9 protein-coding genes are annotated in these 14,241 nt (G+C 69.9%); 7 read left to right on the forward strand and 2 right to left on the reverse strand.

Features of this window, described 5'->3' with window-relative positions:
* Positions 1-110: 110 nt before the first annotated feature.
* Positions 111-4,829: a discoidin domain-containing protein gene (locus tag EER34_RS03525; protein WP_205791338.1), complete on the reverse strand. Its 4,719-nt coding sequence runs from the start codon at positions 4,827-4,829 to the stop codon at positions 111-113.
* 196 nt (positions 4,830-5,025) lie between these two features.
* On the opposite strand from EER34_RS03525, the gene EER34_RS03530 reads away from it, so the two are divergent.
* Entirely contained in the window at positions 5,026-5,871 is an 846-nt protein-coding gene (locus EER34_RS03530) for an NAD-dependent epimerase/dehydratase family protein (RefSeq protein WP_127473172.1), read from the forward strand.
* A gap of 80 nt (positions 5,872-5,951) precedes the next feature.
* The gene (locus EER34_RS03535; RefSeq protein ID WP_127473173.1) at positions 5,952-6,527 is read left to right on the forward strand and encodes a DnaJ family domain-containing protein; all 576 of its coding nucleotides are present in this window, start codon (positions 5,952-5,954) and stop codon (positions 6,525-6,527) included.
* Here the strand turns inward: EER34_RS03535 and EER34_RS03540 are convergent, their stop codons facing one another.
* Positions 6,528-7,559, reverse strand: a complete 1,032-nt coding sequence (locus tag EER34_RS03540) for a LacI family DNA-binding transcriptional regulator (RefSeq protein WP_420845958.1) — start codon at positions 7,557-7,559, stop codon at positions 6,528-6,530.
* Positions 7,560-7,731: 172 nt separating this feature from the next.
* Here EER34_RS03540 and EER34_RS03545 point away from each other — a divergent pair, with 172 nt between their 5' ends.
* The 5 genes from EER34_RS03545 (at position 7,732) to EER34_RS03565 (ending at position 14,217) form a co-directional block, all read left to right on the forward strand.
* On the forward strand, positions 7,732-9,030 hold the full coding sequence (locus tag EER34_RS03545) for an ABC transporter substrate-binding protein (RefSeq protein WP_127473175.1): 1,299 nt from the start codon (positions 7,732-7,734) through the stop codon (positions 9,028-9,030).
* Between the two features lie 79 nt (positions 9,031-9,109).
* Positions 9,110-10,030, forward strand: a complete 921-nt coding sequence (locus EER34_RS03550; RefSeq protein WP_127473176.1) for a carbohydrate ABC transporter permease — start codon at positions 9,110-9,112, stop codon at positions 10,028-10,030.
* A 4-nt stretch (positions 10,031-10,034) separates the two neighbouring features.
* The gene (locus EER34_RS03555) at positions 10,035-10,928 is read left to right on the forward strand and encodes a carbohydrate ABC transporter permease (RefSeq protein WP_127473177.1); all 894 of its coding nucleotides are present in this window, start codon (positions 10,035-10,037) and stop codon (positions 10,926-10,928) included.
* Positions 10,925-12,859 (forward strand): glycoside hydrolase family 127 protein, encoded by a 1,935-nt coding sequence (locus tag EER34_RS03560; RefSeq protein WP_127473178.1) that lies wholly within the window; start codon positions 10,925-10,927, stop codon positions 12,857-12,859. The genes EER34_RS03555 and EER34_RS03560 overlap by 4 nt, the downstream gene beginning before the upstream one ends.
* 134 nt (positions 12,860-12,993) lie before the next feature.
* Positions 12,994-14,217, forward strand: a complete 1,224-nt coding sequence (locus tag EER34_RS03565) for an MFS transporter (protein ID WP_127473179.1) — start codon at positions 12,994-12,996, stop codon at positions 14,215-14,217.
* Positions 14,218-14,241 lie beyond the last annotated feature (24 nt).

Below are 14,241 nucleotides of genomic sequence, written 5' to 3' on the forward strand. Positions count from 1 at the left end.
TAGCGCTAACAGTTAGCGGAAACAATGGACGGTTCACGTGTCCTGGCGGACAGGGCGATCGCACCGACGAGGGAGGCGGCGCCGGCATCCGGCGCCGCCTCCGTGGCGCGTCAGCCGCAGGTGGCGGCGGGGTACGTCGCCTTCACGGTGCTGCTCTCACCGCCCGTGGCGGTGGCCGTCACCGTCACCTCGCCGGCGGCGATCCCGGCGGTCCGGGTCGTGAACGACTGGCTCACGGCCTTGCCCGGCTGCACGGCGGCGAACTGCTTGGTGCCGAACGCGGACGTGAGCTCGATGGCGATCGGCTCATCGTCGTCGTTCACCGCTCGCGTCACGAGCGTCACCTTGCCCGCCACGCATCGGGTGGTCGCCGTCGCCGAGACCAGCGGCCCAGGCGATACGCCGTCGCCGACGGTCAGCGTCAGCACCGTGGACGTCGTGCCCGCCGTGCTCACGTAGGACGGCAGCACCAGCTCGCCGCGGATCGTGTACACGCCCGGTCGATCCACCACCGACTCGTCGTAGTCCCACTCCACGCCGATCGCCCTGTTGTCGCGCGAGCCGTCGTTGTACGACACGAGCACGCGCTCCGGAAGCCAGGGCTGCTCGCCGACCTCGACCGTCTGCTCGAACTGCTCCGCGCCCTGGATGGCGATGCCGCCCTGCGAGTTCTCGGGCCGCACGTAGATCTGCGCCTGGGCGATGAGCCCGTTGGTGGTGTTCGTCCCGTAGACCACGAACGGCTCGACGTTCGCCTCTGCGACCTGGTCGGCGGTGATGGCCTGCCATGTGAACGGCACCGATCCTCGCTGCCCGCTCGAGTAGACGACGTCCAGCTCCGACGGCAGCTCGGGGATCTCGCCCACGACGGTCCGCATGATCACCGGCGCGTCCACCGACGCCACGGTCTCGCCGTTCGCCCGCCAGCGCAGCACGCCGGTGCCGGCACCGGACCCCTGCACCCCGGTGATGCGGATCCGCAGCTGCGTCGCCTCGATCGGCTCGAACTCGAGCCGGTTGTAGGCGTTGCGCACGAGCGCACCGGCGTACGTCGACGTGCCCGAGAGCGCAACCGGCGTCCACGTGGTCCCGTCGTTCGAGTACTCGACCGCGTACGTGTCGGGGCGCGGCATCCGCGTCCCGCCGTTGTCGTCGTACCAGTAGATCTCGGTCGACTGCAGCCGCACGGCGGAGGGCCACTGGTAGCGGATCCAGGCGGCGGCCGCCGGGGACGTGCCGTTGGCCGGCTGCCCCCAGTTGCCCCACCCGTTGCCCGCACCGGGTGCGGAGCTCGCGGGAGTGGTCGCCTCGTTGACCCGGTTGTGGTTCTCCCACGACGACGTGCCGCTCGTCGTGATGGTCGCGACCGCGCCGAACTCGGCCGAGGTGGCCTTCTCGCGCAGTTCCAGTTCGACGTCCTTCTGCGTCGTGCGCTCGCCGTCGGAGGCCGTCAGCCGGAACGTGTACATGCCCGCTGCCGTGCCGGTGACCGTCGTGGTCAGGGCCGAGGCGTCAGCGAAGATGACACCCGCGCCCGCCGGAGTGGACACCGTCGACCAGCCGACCGTCAGCTCACCGGATTCCGGGATGCCGTCATCCGTCGCTGTGCCGACGAGCGTGGTCGACAGGTTCCCGTCTCGGGATCGATCCGCCGCCGCAGTCACGACGGGTGCGTCGTTGACCACCGGCGGCACATCGCGCCCGGAGTCGAACACCTGGATCTCGGAGATCGCGGTGAACTTCGTCGGGGTGTTGGTGAAGGCGATCCTGACCTTGCTCGCCGTCACCGGCTCGAACAGGGCCTCGTTGAACTTCGGCACGGCGATCTTCGGCGACTTGAAGGTCTCGGGGATCGTGACCCACTCTCCGCCGCCGTTCTGGACCTGGATCGAGTACCGCTGCGGCTGGCTGTAGCCCCCGGCCTGCCGGTCGCTCACGAACCAGATCTTCACGTTGTCGAACCGCCTCGGCTCACCGAAGTCCAGGTCGACGTAGCCGTTGGCGGTCGTCGTCCCGTAGTTGCCCCAGTACGGCTCATTGGTGGTGAGATCGTCCGCCACGGCGGCCAGCGACACGGGCCGCTCGGTCTCGGCGATCGCTCCGGGCGTGTAGTTCATCGAGCCCGTCGACATCCCCGGAGTGTGGAAGTTGCGCCACGGGGTGGGCCGCGTGCCCACCTGCGTGTACGACGAGGTAAGCGTGGCGTCCGCGGCGAGGTTCGAGGCCTCCTCACCCAGATCGATGCCGGCGGTCTTCAGGTAGTCGACCACGCGGTCGTCCTCGATGGGCGTGTCGACCGCGCTCGGCAGGTCGGCTCCCTCGTCCGCGACGATCTCCACGGCCAGCCCGTCGTCGGATTCGACGATCTCGTTGGCCGCGGGGTCGTACACGAACCGGCCGAGAGCGTCGGCCGAGGCCTTGCGCTCGCCGTCGATGAAGAGGCTGTATCCCTCGCCGAGCCCGTAGTGCGAGCCGTCGTCGTCCCAGACGATGGTGAGGTCGTGACCGTGGTAGCGCAGGTTGTTCACCATGAAGTGGTCGTAGCCGAGGTCGATCGGCCACAGTTCGATCTTGTCGTCCGACCGCGGCTGGATCCCGCCCATGTCCTCCACGTAGATGTAGTTCATGTTGCCGAGCATCACGTGGTTCGGGTTGTTGCGGTTGAACGTCTTCGCCGTCGCGTTCCAATTGGAGTAGTACTCGGCTTGGTTGGCGACGCGCGCGTCGCCGCCCGGGTAGATGCTCCAGGCCATCCAGTCGAGAAGGCGCGCAGCGTACTCGGGGGTGATGTACTTGCCGTCCGGGTCGTAGTGGCGCAGGGCCTCGCGCACGGCGCGGTACTGCACGGTGAAGTTGATGTTCGAGAAGTTGTTGGAGCCCCCGATCCCGAACTTGGCCCGGTCGTACTGATTGGCCGTGTAGAAGGGGAAGATCGGGAAGTTGTCGCCGTACCGCAGGAACCGGAGCCCGTCCACGTAGGTGTCGGCGTCCTCGGTCGGGATCAGGCCCTCGGCGTAGATGTCGAACAGGTTCGACTCCTTGGCGGGGATCAGGTCGCGCTCCGCTTCCGAGAGCGGGTTGGCGCCGCCGTTGGACGATGCGGCCGCCTGGGCGCCGTGCGAGGTGCCCGCGAGGAACGTCCGCATCTCCTCGCTCCACAGCCGCCCGAGGATGGCGTCGCGGATCTCGTCGGCGGTGTCGCCGACCTCGTCGACCTTCTCGGCATCCGCGCCCGCGATCTCGTACAGCTGGCGCGCTGCATCGAATGCGCCCCAGACGTACGCCGACTCGGGGCGCTCGATCGTCCGCGCGCCGGGTGCGGACGCAGTGATCCGCGGGTACCCGAAGGTGATGGCGTCGGAGTCGTTGCCCGGCATGTAGTTCGTGTCGTACGCGATCAGCTTGTCGTCGTTGCCGTCGTAGTGCTCGAGCTGGCCGACCCCGTCGCCCTCGAAGTAGCGTGCGAACCGCTCGGCGATCTCCGCGCCGCCGCCGTGGACGTTGTACGCCTCGAGGCCCGCAGTGCCGAGGTACTGCGAGTAGTGGTTGTTCCAGCTCGTGTGTCCGGGGCTGTCGAGGAACGCGGACGAGCCGGAGAGCTCGCCGACGTTGAGGATCTGCCCGTACGGGAGGTACGGCGTGCGGATCCACTTCGTGTCCTGCAGATGCATCGGCTGGGTGAGCACGACGGAGTTCTGGTAGAGGTTCACGCCCTCGATCGTCGTCGGGTACTGGTAGACGTAGCCGGACTCGTTCGTGTCGAGCACGTTGTAGCGCTCGCCCCACCACCGGTACACGATCGCCTTCTCGATCGCCGCGTCGGGCACGTCGATGTAGGGGATGTCCTCGGCCCATCGGCGGTTGAAGTCGGTCACGCCCTTCTTGAAGGCGTCGGCCGGGGTGAGCTCCGCGTAGGTGCGCATCTCCTCGAGGCCGTCGGGCATCCCCTGGCTGTAGAGCGTCCCGACGACCGACAGGTCGACGGAGCCTCCGGCGGGGACCGTGACGACCCGGTCGAGGTTCGCGCCGGCTCGCTCGAAGCCTGCCGCCTTCAGGCCGACCTGGACCGTCGACCACGGCGTGTCGACGAGCCCGTTGTTGGCTCCGCTGGTGAGCGTGCGCGTCCCCGCGAGCTCGTCGGACGCCGAACCCGCGCCCGTCGCCAACGGCGAGGCAGCGCGCACGGTGAAGGTCTGGGGCTGGGCGCCGGGATTCTGGAAGGTGATCGCCGTGACGGCGGCGTTGTCGTGCGTGACGAACTTGCGGAGCTCGGCGACGACCCCGGTCGAGCCGATGGTGTAGCGCGATCGCGCGTGGCTCGGGGCGTTGAATCGCTGCGCGCCGACCTCGGCCACGGTCTGGCCGGGGACGACCACCGTGTACAGGTTCCCGAGGTTGTTCGGCCCGCCCGCGAAGGCCGATCCGGCGAAGCCCATCACCGCCCAGTTGCTTCCGCCGCGCATGTAGAGCGAGCGGCCGCGTGTCTGGAGGACGGTGTTGTTCGCGGTGCCGGAGACGCCGAGGATCCTGTCGAGGTAGTAGTCCGTGCCGCCGGCAGCCAGGTCCTCGTCGAAGATCCGGTCGTGCATGCTGCTCGCCGTCCAGTCGACCCCGGGTGCCAGCTTCTGCACCACCTCGTCGATGTTCGAGTACGTCGGGTCGCCGATGTCCATCGAGTCGGTCTGGCCGTTCGTGTACACGCCGATGTCGGACTCGTTGCCCGGCGCGACATCGGCGGAGGCGGCCGTCGGCGCCAACGCGAGCGTGGCCGCGGTGAGCGCGAGTATCGCTGCTCCGGCGACCGGTGTTCTCCAAGCTGCAGGCGCCATCGCCTTTCCTCTCCATCGGGGAATCGGATGACCCGGCAGTCGCGCGACGAGGGAAGGGCGCCAGGGCGAGTCGGGCACAGTCAAGCAGGGTCGATTCGATTAACGCAATGGTTTTCGAAGTTTTCGGGGATTCTGCGCCTTGCCGCCGTCGCGGAGTGACGGACCCCGCCTCCGCCGGCGGTGCCATGCTGGGATCATGCGCATCGCACTCACCGGATCATCCGGAAAGCTCGGCACCGTCGTCTTCCGCGAACTCATCGCAGCCGGACACGAGGTCGTCGGAATGGACGTCGTCGGTCAGCGCGGTCCCTCGTTCGTCCAGGTCGACCTCACCGACTACGGGCAGGTGATCGACGCCTTCGGAGGCGTCGGCGACCGCCACGACGGGATCGACGCGGTCGTGCACCTCGGCGCGATCCCCGCCCCGGGCATCCGCAGCGACATCGCCACCTTCCACAACAACATGACGGCCACGTTCAACGTCTTCTGGGCGGCCGTGAGACTCGGCATCCGTCGCATCGTCTACGCGTCGAGCGAGACGGTGCAGGGCCTGCCGTTCGACGCCCCGCCGCCCTACATCCCCGTCGACGAGGCCTACCCGCCGCGACCCGAGTCCGTGTACTCGCTCGTCAAGACCCTCGAAGAGCAGCTCGCCGTCGAGCTCGTGCGGTGGCACCCCGACCTGTCCGTCACGGCCCTGCGGTTCTCGAATGTCATGGTGCCGGAGGACTACGCGGAGTTCCCCTCGTTCGACGCCGACGCCCTCCTGCGCAAGTGGAACCTGTGGGGCTACATCGATGCGCGCGACGGCGCCCAGGCGGTGGAGCGTGCGCTCGAGGTCGCGCCCCCGGGCTTCGACCAGTTCCTCATCGCAGCTGCAGACACGGTGATGACACGGCCGAACGCCGAGCTCATCGCGGAGGTCTTCCCCGGGGTGCCGGTGACGGGCGAGATCGGCGACCACGAGACGCTCCTCTCGATCCACAAGGCGCGCCGCCTCCTCGGCTACGAGCCCCGGCACTCGTGGCGCGACCACGTCTGACCCGCGAGTCCGGCTCCCCTCGCGACCGGGCAGAGCCGTCGTAGGCTCGAAGCGGACCCTCGGCTCAGGGAGGTGCGCAGATGACCGACGATCCGCGGGTGGCCGCCGCCCGCTACCGGGAAGAGCTGCGCGGGGCGCAGGACCCGGATGCCGTGTCCCCCGCCCCGCCCGACGCGGACCGCACGTCCGCCGCCAACGCCGTGGACCGCGCAGCGTACGTCGAGACGGCGATCCAGCAGGCGATCCGCCGCGGCGAGTTCGACGACCTTCCCGGTGCGGGAAAGCCGATCCCGGGACTCGGCGAGAGCCACGACCCGGACTGGTGGATCCGGCGCAAGATCGAGCGCGAGCAGCTCAGCGGCCTCGGACCGCCGGCGCTCATGCTCCGGGTGGAGGCGGCCGAGTTCGCGCAGCGTCTCGACGCCCTGTCACGCGAGGCCGAGGTGCGCGACGCCGTGGACGACTTCAATCGCCGCGTTGTCGAGGCGCGCCGGCAGCTGCAGGGCGGCCCGCCCGTGGTGACTCCGACTCGGGATGCCGACGCCGAGGTCGCCGCGTGGGCGGAGCGGCGCGACGCGCGCGCCCGTTCGGCCGCGTCCGAGCCGGAGCATCCCGCTCGCCGGCGCCGATGGTGGGGACGCGCCGGCCGCGGCTGATCAGCGTCGCGGGATCGTCGATCCGCGGATGACCAGGCGCACCGGCGAGTGGTGCTCGCCGCTGCCGATGTCGACGCCGTCGATCGCGTCGAACACCCGCTGCGCGGCCTGGCGGCCCAGCATCTGCAGGTTGGCGTCGATGCTCGTCAGCTCGGGGCGCGAGTTCGTGGCGAGGACCTCCCAGTTGTCGTAGCCGATGATCGCGAGATCGTCGGGCACGCGCCGGCCGAGGTCGCGCGCCGTGTCGAGCGCACCGCGGGCGATCTGGTCGGAGCCGCAGAAGATCGCGTCGACGTCGGGGTGACGCTCGAGCACCATGGCCGCGGCATCCCTCCCCCAGTGCTCGGTCCATTCCGAGAACATCGGCTCGCCGACCAGCGCGAGCCCGGCCGCCTCGAGCCCCGCGCGAGCGCCGGCGAGACGGTCCTGCGCGGCGGCGTACGAGGGATCGCCGGTGATGTGCGCGATGCGCGTGCGTCCGCAGGCGAGGAGGTGCTCGACGGCGAGGCGGCCGCCCGAGTAGTTGTCGGGCGTGAGCGAGAGGTCTCGCGGATCGTCGGACGGCGCGTAGGCGTACACGACCGGCACCGGGAGGTCCTGCCCGAGCGAGGGGCGGGGGTCGGTGGCGCGTCCGACGACGATGATGCCGTCGACCCGCCGGCTCAGCAGAGCCTTGAGATGGTGCTGCTCGCGGATGGCGTCGCCGCGGGCGTCGCACAGGAAGACATTGATCTGCCCGGCGCCGAAGGCGTCTTCGGCTCCCATGAGGATCGGGATCATGAAGCGGCCCTCGAGGTCGCTCGTGAGCAGCCCGACCGTGCCGGTGCGGCCGGCGAGGAGTCCCTTGGCCATCGCATTCGGGGTGAAGGCGAGCTCGTCGGCGGCGTGTATGACGCGCTGACGGGTCGCGACCGCGACGTCGCCGCGGTTGTTGAGCGCCTTCGAGGCGGTCGCGATCGACACGCCCGCCAGTCGAGCGACGTCGCTGAGCGTCGCTGCTCGCGACCCGTTCTCATGAGATGTCACGGGCACCTCCTTGTGGTGCGGAAAGGTTATCGCTGAGAGTACTTGACTCCTCGGCATTTGCGACGATACCTTGCCGAAAGGGATTTCGTAGATTTCGAATCCACCACGCACCAACGCAGCGGTGCCGACCCTGGGGCCGGCGTCATCCGCTCGAAGATGAGCTAGAGGAGACAGTTGCATGTTCACTACCCGACGCCGTGCCGCACTGCGTGCAGCCACGGCCTTCGTGGCTGCGGGAGCCCTCGTCGGCGGTCTCACCGCCTGCGCCGGCAGCAGCGACACCCCCACCCCCGCAGAGTCCATCCCGGCCGAGGGCGTCGATGACGGCTCGACGCTGACCCTGTGGACCCGTGCGCCGATGGAGCGCCAGGCCAATCTCCTCGTCGACGCCTACAACGCCTCGCACGAGAACCAGGTCGAGCTCACGGTCGTCCCGAACGACGACTACGTCGCGAAGGTCGGCGCCGCCGCCGGCTCGGACGGGCTGCCCGACCTGTTCGCCGCCGACATCGTCTACGTCCCGAACTGGGTCCAGCAGGGCCTGTTCCAGGACATCACGGCGCAGATCGACGGCCTCGACTACAAGGACTACATCAACAAGGGCCACCTGTCGGCCGGCACCTACGAGGGCCAGGAGCACGTCCTGCCCTTCGTGCTCGACCTGTCGATGCTGTTCTGGAACAAGGAGCTCTTCGCCGAGGCCGGGCTCGACCCCGAGGTCGCCCCCGCGACGCTCGAGGAGTTCGCCGACGCGGCCAAGGCCGTGCAGGCGCTGAACAAGCCCGACACCTACGGGACGGCCTCCGGCCTGAACTGCGGCGGATGCCTCGTCTTCACGTGGTTCCCGTCGATCTGGGCCTCGGGCGACCAGGTCATGAACGAGGAGGGCACCGAGTCCCTGCTCGCGAGCGACACCGCCAAGGAGGTCTACTCCACGTGGAAGGATCTCGTCGACGAGGGCGCCGTCCTCCCCGGCTCCGCCGAGGAGACCGGCCCGACCTGGACGGCCGCCTTCAGCGAGGGCAAGGTCGGCGTCATGCCGTTCCCCGCCACGCTGCTGTCGTCGCTCGAGTTCGACGCGGGGGTCGCCGGCCTCCCCGGTGTCGACGGCGGAGCATCGACGTTCGTCGGCGGTGACGGCATCGGCATCTCGAAGGACTCGGAGCTCTCGGCCCAGGCCTGGAACTTCCTGCAGTGGATGATGTCGGAGGAGGCGCAGGTCGACGTGCTGGCGAAGGACAACAACGCCGTCTCGCGCTCGGACCTCGCCGACAACGAGTACGCCGCGGAGGACCCCCGCCTCGTGACGATCAACGAGGTCGCCGGTATGGGCGACACCCCCGTCGCCCTCCAGTTCCAGCAGGCGTTCAACGCCCCCGGCAGCCCGTGGCTGACACTGGTGCGAAACGCCGTGCTCGGCGACGACGACTCCGTCGACGCCGACAACGAAGAGATCACTGCGGTCCTCAGCCAGTAGGACCGAAACCACAGCGGGGCGGTCGCGCGCCTGCGACCGCCCCGCTTCGTCCCCGAACCTCCCCGAGAAAGGCCGCGACATGGTCGTCAGCGCCCTCGCGAACGCCCGCGTACGGAACAGGCGCGGTCGGCATCGCACCGCCCTCGGCGGTCCGGTGCAGGGCTGGCTCTACGCCGCCCCCACCGCGATCTTCGTGATCCTCCTGTTCCTGGTGCCGCTGGCCCTCGTGTTCCAGATGTCGGGCAGCGACTGGCCTCTCATGACGGGCAACCAGGGGCCGAACTTCCCCGAGAACTACGTCGACGCGGTCAACCTGCGCCTGTTCTGGGAATCGATCCGCTTCACCCTGCTCTACACGGTGATCACGACGGTCATCCTGATCGGGCTCGGGCTCGGGCTCGCGCTCCTCGTGCAGGAGTCGACCCGCTGGAAGGGATTCCTGCGCACGGCCTTCCTCGTGCCCAGCGCACTGGGCCTGGCCTCGGCATCCCTCCTCTTCTACGTGCTGTACTCGCCGATCGCCGGGCCATTCGCCGACCTCATGGCGTCGTGGGGGATCACGTTCCTCGGAACCCCTGAGGGGGCGCTGTGGTCGACGATCTTCCTCATCGTCTGGCGCTACGCGGGGTTCTACATGCTCCTCATGCTCGTCGGTCTGCAGGGCATCCCGGACGACATCTACGAGGCGGCGCGCATCGACGGCGCCTCACGGTGGCAGACCTTCCGCGACATCACCGTCCCGCTGCTGCGGCCGACGTTCGCCCTCACCACGATCATGTGCGTGACCGGGTCGCTGCTCGCCTTCGAGCAGTTCTACATCCTCACCAAGGGCGGCCCCGACAACAGCACGATGACCATCGTCCAGCTGATCTACAACGTGGCCTTCCAGGGGCAGAACAACCTGGGCATCGCCGCGGCGCTGTCGGTGCTGGTGCTCATCGCGCTCATCATCATCAACGTCTTCCAGCTGCGCGCGTTCCGCCGCCCCGAGGAGAGCTGACGCCATGACCGAGACACTGACCCGCAGCATCGTGGCGCCGAAGTCCCGCCCGACCCGCCCTCGGCACGGCCGCAGCCGCGCCGCGCGCATCGCGTTCGGCATCCCCTACTGGGTGTTCACCGCGGCGCTCGCGGTCATCTTCCTGTACCCGCTGATCTGGACGGGGGTGTCGTCCTTCCAGCCGCTCGCGGGCACCAGCCAGACCGACGGCTGGGGCTTCGGCAACTACCTCGCCCTCGCCGACTACCAGGCCGGCATCTGGGTCTACCTGGGCAACTCGCTGATCGTGTCCGGCCTCACCGTGGCGCTGACGCTGTTCATCTCGCTTCTCGGGGGCTACGCGTTCGCGCGCTTCTCGTTCCCCGGCAAGAACGTGCTGTTCCTGGTGACGCTCGCGATCCTGATGGTGCCGTACGCGACGCTGCTGATCCCGCTCTACGTGATCCTCAACGAGGTCGGCCTGCAGAACTCGCTCGTGGGCGTCGCCCTGGTGATCACGATGTTCCAGCTGCCGTTCTCGATGTTCATGATGCGCATCTCGTTCGAGTCGATCCCCCGCGAGATGGACGAAGCCGCACTCGTCGACGGATGCTCCAGCTTCGGTGCGCTGTGGCGCGTCCTGCTTCCCGCGGTGAAGCCGGGGCTCGTGACGGTCGGACTCTTCGCCTTCCTGACTGCCTGGAACGACTTCATGGCGCCGCTGATCCTCATCAGCGACACGAACCGGATGACGCTGCCCCTCGCCGTCGCCAACCTCCGCGGCCAGGTGCAGGGCGTCGTCGACTACGGCGCGACCGAGGCGGGGGTCGTCGTGCTCGCCCTCCCCTGCATCGTGCTGTTCCTCATCCTCCAGCGGCACTATGTCCGCGGTTTCATGTCGGGAGCGTTCAAGGGATGACCATGCACACCATCACCCCGGCGCCGCTGGCGCCCGTCGTCCCCGGCCGTGGCCGGCTCAGGCCGCTCGGCCTCGGCGACGTCCGCATCACCGGCGGATTCTGGGGCGAGCGGCAGGCGGTGAACGGGCGGGAGACGCTCGATCACATCGGCTCACGACTCGAGTCGGAGGGCTGGCTGCCGAACTTCGACCTCGCCGTCACCGGCGGGCTCGTCGCGGGCCGCCGCGGCCGGGAGTTCTCCGACTCGGAGGTCTACAAGTACCTCGAGGCCCTGGCGTGGGAGATCGGACGCACAGACGACGACGCGCTCGAGGAGCGGTTCCGGGCGGTCGCAGCCCGCGTCGCCGCCGCCCAGGAGGAGGACGGATACCTCAACACGAGGTTCGGTCGCGACGGGCAGGCGCCCCGGTGGTCCGACCTCGAGTGGGGTCACGAGCTGTACTGCCTCGGGCACCTCTTCCAGGCCGCCGTCGCGCGCGAGCGCACACGTCCGGGCTCCGACGATGGGCTCATCGGCGTCGCCCGGCGCGCGGCCGATCTCGTGTGCGCCGAGTTCGGGCCCGATGGCCGCGACGCGATCTGCGGCCACGCCGAGATCGAGGTCGGCCTCGCCGAACTGGCGCGCGCGACGGGCGACCGCCGGTACCTCGCGCAGGCGCGGCTGTTCGTCGAGCGCCACGGCCGGGGAACGCTCCGCGACATCGAGTGGGGCCGCAAGTACTTCCAGGACGACGTCGCCGTCCGCGACGCGAAGGTGCTGCGTGGCCACGCGGTGCGCGCCAACTACCTGTCGGCGGGCGCCGTCGACGTGGCGGTGGATGCCGGCGACACCGAGCTGCTCAAGGCGCTGCGCCGACAGTGGGACCGCACCGTTGCCCGCCGCACGTACATCACGGGCGGGCAGGGATCGCACCACCAGGACGAGGCGTTCGGCGACGACTTCGAGCTGCCGCCGGACCGGGCCTACTCGGAGACGTGCGCCGGCATCGGCTCGATCATGTTCACGTGGCGGCTGCTCCTCGCGGGCGCCGACGCGCGTCACGCCGATCTGATCGAGCGGACGCTCTACAACGTCGTGGCGACCTCCCCGTCGCCCGACGGTCGCTCCTTCTATTACGCGAACACCCTGCACCAGCGGGTTCCCGGCGTCCCCGCCGACCCGGACGGCACGTCGCCCCGCGCATCGTCGTCGCTGCGAGCCCCCTGGTTCGAGGTCTCGTGCTGTCCGCCGAACGTCGCGCGCACGCTCGCGAGCCTGGACGCCTACCTGGCCACGGCGGACTCGGACGGCATCCAGCTGCACCAGTACGCCCCGGCTTCGATCCGGACGACGCTCGACGACGGGCGCCCGGTCGCCTTCGAGGTCGACACCGCGTATCCCGCGGACGGCCGCGTCGTGGTGACGCACACGACCGACTCCGACGCGCCCTGGACCCTCAGCCTGCGCGTGCCGTCCTGGGCCGCGGGAGCGACGCTGCGCGTCGTCGCGGCGGACTTCGTGCAGCAGCGCTCGGTGGATCCCGGCATGGTCGAGATCCGTCACGCCTTCCGCGCGGGCGACGTCGTGCAGCTCGACCTGCCGATGGCGCCCCGGGTGTCGGAGCCCGACGGACGCATCGACGCCGTGCGCGGCTGCATCGCCGTCGAGCGCGGCCCCGAGGTGCTCGCGCTGGAGTCGATCGACCTCGCGCCCGCGGGGGTCGACGACGTCGGCCGGGTGGGGATCGTCGCCGGGGCGGACCCGGTCGAGCGCGACGGCCGGGTGTGGATCACCGTGTCGCGCCTGCCGCTCGAGGACGGGCGCTGGCCGTACGGCGAAGAGCCGGACGAACGGGGTGCCGCGATCGCCGAAGTCGCGCTCGTGCCGTACCACGAGTGGGCGGAGCGCGGTCCGTCGACCATGCGCGTGTGGATCCCGGAGGCCCCCTGAGAGCCGTCCAGGCTCCTGCCCGACGCCTCCGATAGACTGGGGGCACCATCCCCGATGTGTATCTACCTGGCCCGACGCGGACCAAGGCGGCACGAGTTGCCGCGAATCGCGGCGGACACACACAGGAACCTCCGATGCACACCACTCTGGCCGCACCGCGCCGCACGAGTCTCGTCCGCGAGACCGGCTTCGCCTATTTCCCGATCGCGCTGATCGCCCGGCTGCCGTTCGCCATGATGGTGGTCGGCATCCTGACCCTCGTGGTCTCGGCGCGCGGGTCGCTCGCGCTCGGCGGCCTGACCTCGGCGATGACGGGCCTCGGCACCGCGCTCATCGGGCCGCTGCTCGGCGCCGCCGCCGACCGCTTCGGCCAGCGCCGGGTGCTCCTGATCTCGGGAACCGTCAACAGCGTGCTCCTCCTCGCGATCGCCTGGCTGGCGTTCGCGTCGGTGCCGGATGCCGCGCTCCTCGCCGTCGCGTTCCTCATCGGCGCGTCGATGCCGCAGGTCGCTCCGCTCTCGCGCAGCCGACTCGTGGGGATCATCGGCCGCACCTTCTCGAAGGATCGCCGCGAGTCCGTCGTGGGGGGCACGATGGCGTACGAGTCGGCCGCCGACGAGATCGTCTTCGTCTTCGGACCGGTGATCGTCGGCCTCCTCGCGACCACGATGAGCCCCGCGGCCCCGGTCATCGGCGCCGCCGTGCTGGCGCTCGTGTTCGTCAGCGCGTTCGCGCTCCATCCGACCGCCGCCGTGTCCGCGGCGGCGGGCGCCGCGAAGCCGCCGCAGGCGCCGGCGCGAGAGCTGGCGCGTCCCGCGCTCCTGACCACCGTCGTCGGCGCACTCGGCATGGGGCTCTTCTTCGGCGCGATGCTGACCTCGCTCACGGCGTTCATGGCCGAGCGCGGCGCACCCGAGCAGGCCGGCCTCGTCTACGGCGCGATGGGGATCGGCTCCGCGGCGCTCGCCCTGGGCGTCGCTCTCTTCCCGGCTCGATTCACCCTCACGGCGCGCTGGCTCGTCTTCGCCGGGATCCTCGTCGCCGGCACGCTCGCGCTCCCCTTCGTGCACAGCGTCGGCGCGATGACCCTCTGCCTCCTGGTGATCGGCATCGGCATCGGCCCGACGCTCGTCACGCAGTACAGCCTCGCCGCGGGGCGCAGCCCGCTCGGCCGCTCGGCGACCGTCATGACGATGCTCGGCTCGGGCATCGTCGTCGGCCAGTCGGCGGCATCCGCTGTCACCGGCCTCGTCGGCGAGGCCGCCGGAGCGCAGGCAGCGCTCGTCGCGCCGATCGCGGCCGCCGCCGTGGTGCTGGGGGCGGGCGTGGTCAACGCAGGCTTGTCGCGTCGCGGCTGACGACGCCGGTCGCGACCACCCGAG

The sequence above is a fragment of the Microbacterium sulfonylureivorans genome (assembly GCF_003999995.1).
Classification (GTDB): domain Bacteria; phylum Actinomycetota; class Actinomycetes; order Actinomycetales; family Microbacteriaceae; genus Microbacterium; species Microbacterium sulfonylureivorans.

Excerpts from the sequence above, each read along its gene's own strand:
- EER34_RS03560 (WP_127473178.1), top strand. The coding sequence starts at position 10,925 with ATGACCATGCACACCATCACCCCGGCGCCGCTGGCGCCCGTCGTCCCC.
- EER34_RS03555 (WP_127473177.1), top strand. The coding sequence starts at position 10,035 with ATGACCGAGACACTGACCCGCAGCATCGTGGCGCCGAAGTCCCGCCCG.
- EER34_RS03545 (WP_127473175.1), top strand. The coding sequence starts at position 7,732 with ATGTTCACTACCCGACGCCGTGCCGCACTGCGTGCAGCCACGGCCTTC.
- EER34_RS03530 (WP_127473172.1), top strand. The coding sequence starts at position 5,026 with ATGCGCATCGCACTCACCGGATCATCCGGAAAGCTCGGCACCGTCGTC.
- EER34_RS03535 (WP_127473173.1), top strand. The coding sequence starts at position 5,952 with ATGACCGACGATCCGCGGGTGGCCGCCGCCCGCTACCGGGAAGAGCTG.
- EER34_RS03565 (WP_127473179.1), top strand. The coding sequence starts at position 12,994 with ATGCACACCACTCTGGCCGCACCGCGCCGCACGAGTCTCGTCCGCGAG.
- EER34_RS03525 (WP_205791338.1), bottom strand. The coding sequence starts at position 4,829 with ATGGCGCCTGCAGCTTGGAGAACACCGGTCGCCGGAGCAGCGATACTC.
- EER34_RS03550 (WP_127473176.1), top strand. The coding sequence starts at position 9,110 with ATGGTCGTCAGCGCCCTCGCGAACGCCCGCGTACGGAACAGGCGCGGT.